Genomic DNA, 6,643 nt, shown 5'->3' with positions numbered 1-6,643 from the left:
TGCTCTTTCGCAACGACACCTCGGCGTTCGACGGCAAGCGCATCGAGCAGCTCGACCGCAAAGGCATGGTCAACAACAAGTTCAACGCCTTCATCATGCAGAAACTCGAAGCGGCCGGCATTCCGACCCAATTCGACAAACTGCTGGCCGACAACGAAGTCCTGGTGAAGAAACTCGACATGATCCCGGTCGAGTGCGTCGTGCGTAACTACGCCGCCGGCAGCCTGGTCAAGCGTCTGGGCGTCGAAGAAGGCCTGAAGCTCAATCCTTACACTTTCGAACTGTTCCTCAAGGACGACGCCAAAGGCGACCCGTTCATCAACGAATCCCACGTTGTGGCATTCGGCTGGGGCACTGCCGAGCAACTGGTTCGCATGAAAGAACTGTCGCTCAAGGTCAACGAAGTGCTGTCCAAGCTGTTCGACGACGCCGGCCTGCTGCTGGTCGACTTCAAGCTTGAATTCGGCGTGTTCAGCGACGGCTCGATCGTCCTCGGCGACGAGTTCAGCCCGGACGGCTGCCGTCTGTGGGACAAGGACACCAAGAAGAAGATGGACAAAGACCGCTTCCGCCAAGGCCTCGGTGACGTCATCGAAGCCTACGAAGAAGTCGCCAATCGTCTGGGCGTACCGCTTTAATCGACGCAAGCATCTGATAGCACGAAGAAATTTTCGAAAGAGGGTTTGCTTTCGGTAAAAGTGTTGTTATGATGCGCGCCGTTGGAGAGATGCCAGAGTGGCCGAATGGGACGGATTCGAAATCCGTTGTACCTTCACCGGTACCTAGGGTTCGAATCCCTATCTCTCCGCCATTACATAGAAAAAGCCCCGTAGATGAAAATCTACGGGGCTTTTTTGTTTCTCGTGCAATTGGACTGGAATACCCTCGGTCAGGCGAGAATTGCTCCGATGTCGCGCAAGATGCCCGTTCCCACGAAACTCTCGGATTTTGCCTACAACCCTGTTTCGATTAACTCAATTATTCTGATCTCCGTGCCAACAACACTCTAAATCCAGACACGACGACGCCGCTTTCCATTGATGGATAAGCGGCGTTTCTGCATTTATTGAAATGGGCGCTTCATGCATCAGCGAGATTAATCGCAGCTGCCAAATATCGGTGCGGTATCATGATGTAATACTATGAACAATAAGCAACTCGGTACTCTTCAAGCCGTATATTCAAGACCGACTCCATCTACGCTGGAATGGACACGTATAGAGTCTCTTTTCAAAGCGGTAGGCGCCAAAGCTGTGGAGGGTAATAGTTCGCGTGTTCGGTTTGAGTTAAGCGGGGTCGTTGCTACCTTTCATCGTCCTCATCCAGACAAAGAAGCAAAGCCCTACCAGGTTCGTGATGCTCGGGCTTTTCTAGAACAAGCAGGAGTCATTCCGTGAACGTGATGAATTACAACGGGTATGCTGCCCGTATTGAATACAGTGACGAAGATGGTCTGTTTGTTGGTCACATCGCAGGAATCAAGGATGTCGTGGGATTCCACGGTGAATCAGTCAGAGAACTTAGAGCTGCCTTCGAGGAGGCAGTGAGCGATTATCTGGAAACGTGTGCAAAACTCGGTCGAGTGCCTCAGAAGCCTTATTCAGGCAATCTGAGCCTGCGATTGGCGCCAGCCCTTCATGCCACCGTTGCAGTGAAAGCTCAATTGGCTCGAAAAAGTATTAATCAGTGGGTGGCTGAAGTGCTTGACCGGGAAGCACACGCCTGACACGGCATGCTCGGCAGTTGACTGAGCCTTACCGTCCGCGTTGCTCTGGGTTTTCCGCGACTCATGGAAAAAAGCCCCACAGACCCAAAGCCTGTGGGGCTTTTGCATTTCTGCGGGATCTACATCACCCCGCACTTCCAGCCCGTCAAGGCTGCGAGTGGCCCAACTTGCGCTTGATCAGTTCATACACATCCTTATGCGTTGAGTTGTGCAGCGTCTTGTCCTTGCAGGCCGAGCTGAGGAAGGTTTTCACTTCTTCCTTGGCGTGCGGGTAGAGGCTGGCGACGTAGTCGGCTTCGTGTGCTTGTGTGCAGTTAAAGTGCATGTCGTCTTTCGCTTTGTCTCTGGCCATGTCTGCGGCTCCTTTTTGAGTGTGAATGATCGGGAGAAAACAGGGCCGGATGGCCCCCTGCATTGCTGAGCGTAGGGGTGCAGCGGTGGCCCGCCAGTCATTCGGTCAAAAAAGGAAGAAGCTGTAGGACGCTGCCTTTTTCCGATTCACGCGCTTAAATTTCCTTGACCGGGGTTTCGCCCTGTACCGCTTTGATCAGCTCGATCACGTGCAGGCAATCCGCTTTGTTCACGTACGATTCGCCGCTGGCGATGGTTTCGTGATTGCCCGCGCGCAGCCTCCAGCGCCATTGGCCTTTGCCGGTGGTCGGGGTGCCGCGGGATTGCCTGTAAATCTCGAAATACATTCAGTTCGCTCCATGCGATAGACGTGTGCGCCAGCCTGTGTGGCGCATCGACGCAAGCCTAGCGCAGGCGGGTTTTTTGGCTACCGGACATTTGTTTCCAATCGTTGGCGGATGTTTCTGAAAGGCACAGACCAGAGCCCTCGAAGCGGTTGACGGTCAGCGGACGCATCGTGGCGATGGACGCCGCCCCCAACTGCTTTCTACACTGCCGGCAGTCTGGGGATCGGGGAGCAATGGATGAACCGCAATGAACTACGCAAGGCCGACATCAACCTGATGGTGGTGTTCGAGACCTTGATGCTGGAACGCAACGTAACCCGGGCAGCCGAGAAGCTGTTTCTTGGCCAGCCGACTATCAGTTCGGCGCTCAATCGTCTGCGCACAATGCTCAACGATCCGCTGTTCATCCGCGTCGGCCATCGCATGGAACCGACCGCGCGTGCCGAAGATATCTTCCGTCACCTCAAACCAGCGCTGGATTCGTTGTCGGTGGCACTCAGCCTGACCCGCGATTTTGATCCCGCCGTGAGCACCATGACCTTCCGTATCGGTCTGTCCGATGACGTCGAGTTCGGTCTGCTGCCACCGTTGCTGCGCGCCTTGCGTCAGGAAGCGCCGAACGTGGTGTTTGTGGTGCAGCACGTCGACTACTGGCGCATTCCCGATCTGCTCGCCGCCGGCGACATCACCGTCGGCATCAGCCAGACCCGTGGCTTGCCCGCGAATGCCAAGCGCAAATTGCTGCGGCACATTCAACCGAGCATCCTGCGTGCGGATGCTTCCGACACACCGCTGACCCTCGACGAATATTGTGCGCGGCCGCATGTGCTGGTTTCCCACACGGCGAATGTCAGTGGGTTTGCGGATGAATGGCTGGCGGAACTGGGCCGCACCCGGCAGGTGGTGCTGTCGGTGCCGCAGTACAGCGCCTTGCCGGCGTTGCTGGCGGGCACCGATCTGATCGCCAGCCTGCCGGATTACACGGCGGCAGCGATGGCCACTTCGGGGTTGCTGTTCAAAGAGCCATTCCCGTTCAAGACGCCGACGCTGGACTTGTCGATGGTCTGGCTCAGCCACGTCGACAGCGACCCGGCCGAGCGCTGGCTGCGTTCCCGGCTGGAGCAGTTCATGAGTGAACGGCCCGTCACCGCCTTTTGATTGACAGGTAGGAGCTGCGGCACGCTGCGATCTTTTGATTTGGCATTTGAAAGATCAAAAGATCGCAGCCTCGTTTCACTCGACAGCTCCTACCGTGATAGATGGCCTTTGGCACATCGCCGCCGGCGTAGCTAACTGGCGTTTGCAACACGGCGAATTGCGATAAGTCAGCTGTGTTATACGTACGACCTTTCTGCCGCCCGACTGGAGCCTCCCGATGCCACACCTGCACATGGAATACACCGCCAACCTGCCGCAGTTGAACGCCGACGTCGCGTTGATTCGCCTCAACAACACATTGGTGGGTTCTGGTCAGTTCGCGGCGGAGTTCGATATCAAGAGCCGTGCGTTGAAGGTCGAGACCTTCAAGGTTGGCACGGCCATGAGCGAGCGCGGTTTTGTGGCGGTGAAGTTGGCGTTGCTCAGCGGGCGTTCAGCGGAGACCAAGAAACAGCTGTCGCAAAGTCTCTTGGCCGTGCTGCAGGATCTTTGTGAATGGCCGGCCGGTGTCGAGGTGCAGCTGAGTGTCGAGCTGATCGATATCGATCGCGAGTCCTACACAAAAACGGTCATCGGCGTGTAGGAATCAGGCCGCTTGCAGTTCACTGCACACCTTGACCACTTGTTCGCGCAGCCAGACGTTGGCGCTGTCCTGATCAACGCTCTGGCTCCATTGCATGTCGAGGGTGAACCCCGGCAAACCGTTCGGCGCCTCACAGTGATTGAACACCGCATCGTTGGTCAGTAACCGCTGAATCCGCCGTGGCAGGGTGAGGATGAAATCGGTGCCAGTGATCATCTTCAACGCCGCGCTGTAACTGTTCGAACGCGCGACGATCTGACGTTTCTGCGCCTGTCGCGCCAGCCAGCCATCAACCATATTCGTCGTCGACGTCCACGGCGTCGGGAACACATGCCTGCGCTCGGTAAACGCTTGCAGGCTCAGGCGCGGTTCCAGCGGCGTCGCGCGTTTATCGAAGACGCAGACCAGGTCATCTTCCAGCAACATGCGCGACTTCAAGTCCGTGTGGTGGCGGTGGAAGTTGGGGCCGAAACTGATGACCAGATCGAGGCTGCCATCGCGCAACTCATCGGCGGGCACATCGGTTTCGAACTTGTGCATGTTGACCATCACCGGCAAGTCATCGAAGTCGAAGCGCTTCAACAGGCGCGGCAAAATCAGTTGTTCGAAGTATTCCGGGGCGCAGATGTTGAAGGTGACCGCTTGGTGGCTCGGGTCAAATGTCGGTGCGCCGGCGTGGCAGAGGTTGATGCTTTCGAGGATTTTCTGCACATGGCCGTACATGCTGCTGGCCTTGTAGGTCGGGCGCATGCCGGTGCGGGTGTTGATGAAGAGTTCGTCTTCAAAACTGGTGCGTAGTTTTTTCAGGCAGTAACTGACGGTGGACTGACTGACGAACAACGTTTCCGAGACCTCGGTGACGCTGCTCTGCTCATACACGGCGATAAACACCATGAGATCCTGCATGTCGAGCTTTCGAAGCAAGTTACTGTTCAGCATCCGTTCCGTCCCGCTGTGCTCCTTGCGCTGAATCCGCGCAAACGTGTGCGAACGATCCTAACGGAACGATGGTGCAAGGACAAAGGCTTGTAGGACGTTTCATGGACAGTTGTGGGACAGAAAGTTTTAGCAACACGACGTTACCGTTAAAACCGCTGAAAGCTGGCCAGAGGCCTGTAGCCCGATCACTGGAAGTGTTGCGAATAACGTCGCGGATCGAAGCGCAACACCATCAACGCCATGATCAGCATCACGCCGGTCAGCGACCACCATGCCCATTCGAAACTGCCCAGTTGATCGCGGATCATCCCGGCGAGCAGCGGCGACAGGCCGGCAATCAGATAGCCGATGCCTTGCACGAAAGCGGTCAGGCCGCCGGCGCGTTGCGGGTTGTCGAGGTGATCGAGCGAGACGATCAGGCTCATCGGAAACAGTCCGCCGATGCCCAGACCCAACAGGCAGGGCCACAGCAGGCTGAAGTGTTGCGGGCTAAGGATCAGGCCGCAGAAACCGGCGATGATCAGTCCAAGGAGGGCCATCAGTACGATGCGTCGGTCGCGGCTGCGATTGGCGATGGCTGGCACTACCAGGCCGGAAATCACCTCCATGGCTGTCAGAAAACCTAACAGCAGCCCGGCGTTTTGTTCGCTCCAGCCTTTCTCCACGTAGTACGGCGCCAGCCAGGCGAGGACGCAGGTGTAGGACGCAGTGCCCAAGCCGAAGAAGATTGCGAGTAACCAGGCGCGGGAATGTTTGAAGAAGGTTTCTTTTCTGACTGAAGTGTTCGCGGTCGCAGGCAGGTTGCCGCGTTGCGACCACCAGAACAGCAAAGCCAACATTGCCAGGATTGCCCAAGCGGCCAGTGCCATCCGCCAACTGCCGGTGCTGATAAGCACCAACGGTGCGAAGGACGCAGCAATGGCGGCGCCGCCCATGATCGAGGTGATGTACAAACCCATGCACAGCGCGACGTTGTCGGGGAAACGCGATTTGATCAATGCTGGCATCAACGCCTGAATCAGCGCAATGCCGATACCGGCCAGAATCGCGCTGACAATCAACTCGACGGTGGAATCGACAAACAACCGCGACAACGTGGCCAGACCGATCAGCAGCAACGACCACAGCACCGTGCGTCGTTCACCCAGACGCTGGCTGATGCCGATGCCAAAAAACATCGCCAGTCCCATGGCCATCACCGGCAGCATGGTCAGCAGCGAGGCGAGGCTGAAGCTCAACGGGATGTCGCCGCGAATCGCCGACAGCAATGGCCCGATAGCTGCCATCGAAGGGCGCAAATTGAGGGCTACCAGCATGATGGCGAGCATCAGCCAGACAGCGGGGCGGGCAGTGGCGCGGACGTTTTCCATCATCAAACCTTGGGGCAGGGCAGATGATTAGGCGCGGCGCCCGATGATTCGGGCAAACCAGAAAACCCACGCCCTTACCTAAAAATCAAATACCCACCGGTTCCTGTAGGAGCTGTCGAGTGAAACGAGGCTGCGATCTTTTGACTTTGTCTTAACGGCAAGATCAAAA

At 56.9% G+C, this 6,643-nt stretch carries 9 protein-coding genes and 1 tRNA gene; 6 read left to right on the top strand and 4 right to left on the bottom strand.

From position 1 onward, the window contains the following. The 4 genes from purC to ACIP66_RS16610 form a co-directional block, all read left to right on the top strand. Nucleotides 1-638 (top strand): phosphoribosylaminoimidazolesuccinocarboxamide synthase (gene purC, locus ACIP66_RS16625; RefSeq protein WP_400649213.1); only part of this gene is annotated, 638 nt, incomplete at its 5' end. An 83-nt stretch (nt 639-721) separates the two neighbouring features. Next, nucleotides 722-811, top strand: a tRNA-Ser gene (locus ACIP66_RS16620). A gap of 331 nt (nt 812-1,142) precedes the next feature. Next, nucleotides 1,143-1,397, top strand: coding sequence for a type II toxin-antitoxin system HicA family toxin (locus ACIP66_RS16615; RefSeq protein WP_400649210.1), 255 nt, complete (start codon nt 1,143-1,145; stop codon nt 1,395-1,397). Beyond that, nucleotides 1,394-1,726, top strand: coding sequence for a type II toxin-antitoxin system HicB family antitoxin (locus ACIP66_RS16610; RefSeq protein WP_053118080.1), 333 nt, complete (start codon nt 1,394-1,396; stop codon nt 1,724-1,726). Before ACIP66_RS16615 ends, ACIP66_RS16610 begins: the two co-directional genes overlap by 4 nt. A gap of 145 nt (nt 1,727-1,871) precedes the next feature. On the opposite strand, the gene ACIP66_RS16605 is transcribed toward ACIP66_RS16610, so the two are convergent. Together ACIP66_RS16605 and ACIP66_RS16600 are read right to left on the bottom strand one after the other, a co-directional pair. Next, the gene (locus tag ACIP66_RS16605) at nt 1,872-2,078 is read right to left on the bottom strand and encodes a hypothetical protein (protein ID WP_053118083.1); all 207 of its coding nucleotides are present in this window, start codon (nt 2,076-2,078) and stop codon (nt 1,872-1,874) included. Nucleotides 2,079-2,232: 154 nt separating this feature from the next. Then, nucleotides 2,233-2,424, bottom strand: a complete 192-nt coding sequence (locus ACIP66_RS16600) for a DUF1508 domain-containing protein (RefSeq protein WP_053118085.1) — start codon at nt 2,422-2,424, stop codon at nt 2,233-2,235. 237 nt (nt 2,425-2,661) lie between these two features. Between ACIP66_RS16600 and ACIP66_RS16595 the strand changes: the two genes are divergently transcribed. Both ACIP66_RS16595 and ACIP66_RS16590 read left to right on the top strand, forming a co-directional pair. After that, the gene (locus tag ACIP66_RS16595; RefSeq protein ID WP_053118087.1) at nt 2,662-3,582 is read left to right on the top strand and encodes a LysR substrate-binding domain-containing protein; all 921 of its coding nucleotides are present in this window, start codon (nt 2,662-2,664) and stop codon (nt 3,580-3,582) included. A gap of 217 nt (nt 3,583-3,799) precedes the next feature. After that, the gene (locus ACIP66_RS16590) at nt 3,800-4,165 is read left to right on the top strand and encodes a 5-carboxymethyl-2-hydroxymuconate Delta-isomerase (protein ID WP_053118089.1); all 366 of its coding nucleotides are present in this window, start codon (nt 3,800-3,802) and stop codon (nt 4,163-4,165) included. Between the two features lie 3 nt (nt 4,166-4,168). On the opposite strand, the gene ACIP66_RS16585 is transcribed toward ACIP66_RS16590, so the two are convergent. Beyond that, nucleotides 4,169-5,104, bottom strand: coding sequence for a LysR substrate-binding domain-containing protein (locus ACIP66_RS16585; RefSeq protein ID WP_400649206.1), 936 nt, complete (start codon nt 5,102-5,104; stop codon nt 4,169-4,171). Between the two features lie 185 nt (nt 5,105-5,289). Beyond that, complete coding sequence (locus tag ACIP66_RS16580) at nt 5,290-6,474, bottom strand: cyanate transporter (protein WP_400649204.1); 1,185 nt, start codon at nt 6,472-6,474, stop codon at nt 5,290-5,292. Nucleotides 6,475-6,643: the final 169 nt, after the last annotated feature.

This window comes from Pseudomonas sp. NPDC088429, assembly GCF_044753305.1.
GTDB classification, from domain to species: domain Bacteria; phylum Pseudomonadota; class Gammaproteobacteria; order Pseudomonadales; family Pseudomonadaceae; genus Aquipseudomonas; species Aquipseudomonas rustica.
The sequence above is the reverse complement of the archived record's forward strand: the minus strand, read 5'-3'. Positions and strand labels throughout refer to the sequence as shown.

What these genes read in the sequence shown, in the direction of transcription:
- ACIP66_RS16615 (WP_400649210.1), top strand. Translation starts at nt 1,143, where the DNA reads ATGAACAATAAGCAACTCGGTACTCTTCAAGCCGTATATTCAAGACCG.
- ACIP66_RS16605 (WP_053118083.1), bottom strand. Translation starts at nt 2,078, where the DNA reads ATGGCCAGAGACAAAGCGAAAGACGACATGCACTTTAACTGCACACAA.
- ACIP66_RS16600 (WP_053118085.1), bottom strand. Translation starts at nt 2,424, where the DNA reads ATGTATTTCGAGATTTACAGGCAATCCCGCGGCACCCCGACCACCGGC.
- ACIP66_RS16595 (WP_053118087.1), top strand. Translation starts at nt 2,662, where the DNA reads ATGAACCGCAATGAACTACGCAAGGCCGACATCAACCTGATGGTGGTG.
- ACIP66_RS16590 (WP_053118089.1), top strand. Translation starts at nt 3,800, where the DNA reads ATGCCACACCTGCACATGGAATACACCGCCAACCTGCCGCAGTTGAAC.
- ACIP66_RS16585 (WP_400649206.1), bottom strand. Translation starts at nt 5,104, where the DNA reads ATGCTGAACAGTAACTTGCTTCGAAAGCTCGACATGCAGGATCTCATG.
- ACIP66_RS16580 (WP_400649204.1), bottom strand. Translation starts at nt 6,474, where the DNA reads ATGGAAAACGTCCGCGCCACTGCCCGCCCCGCTGTCTGGCTGATGCTC.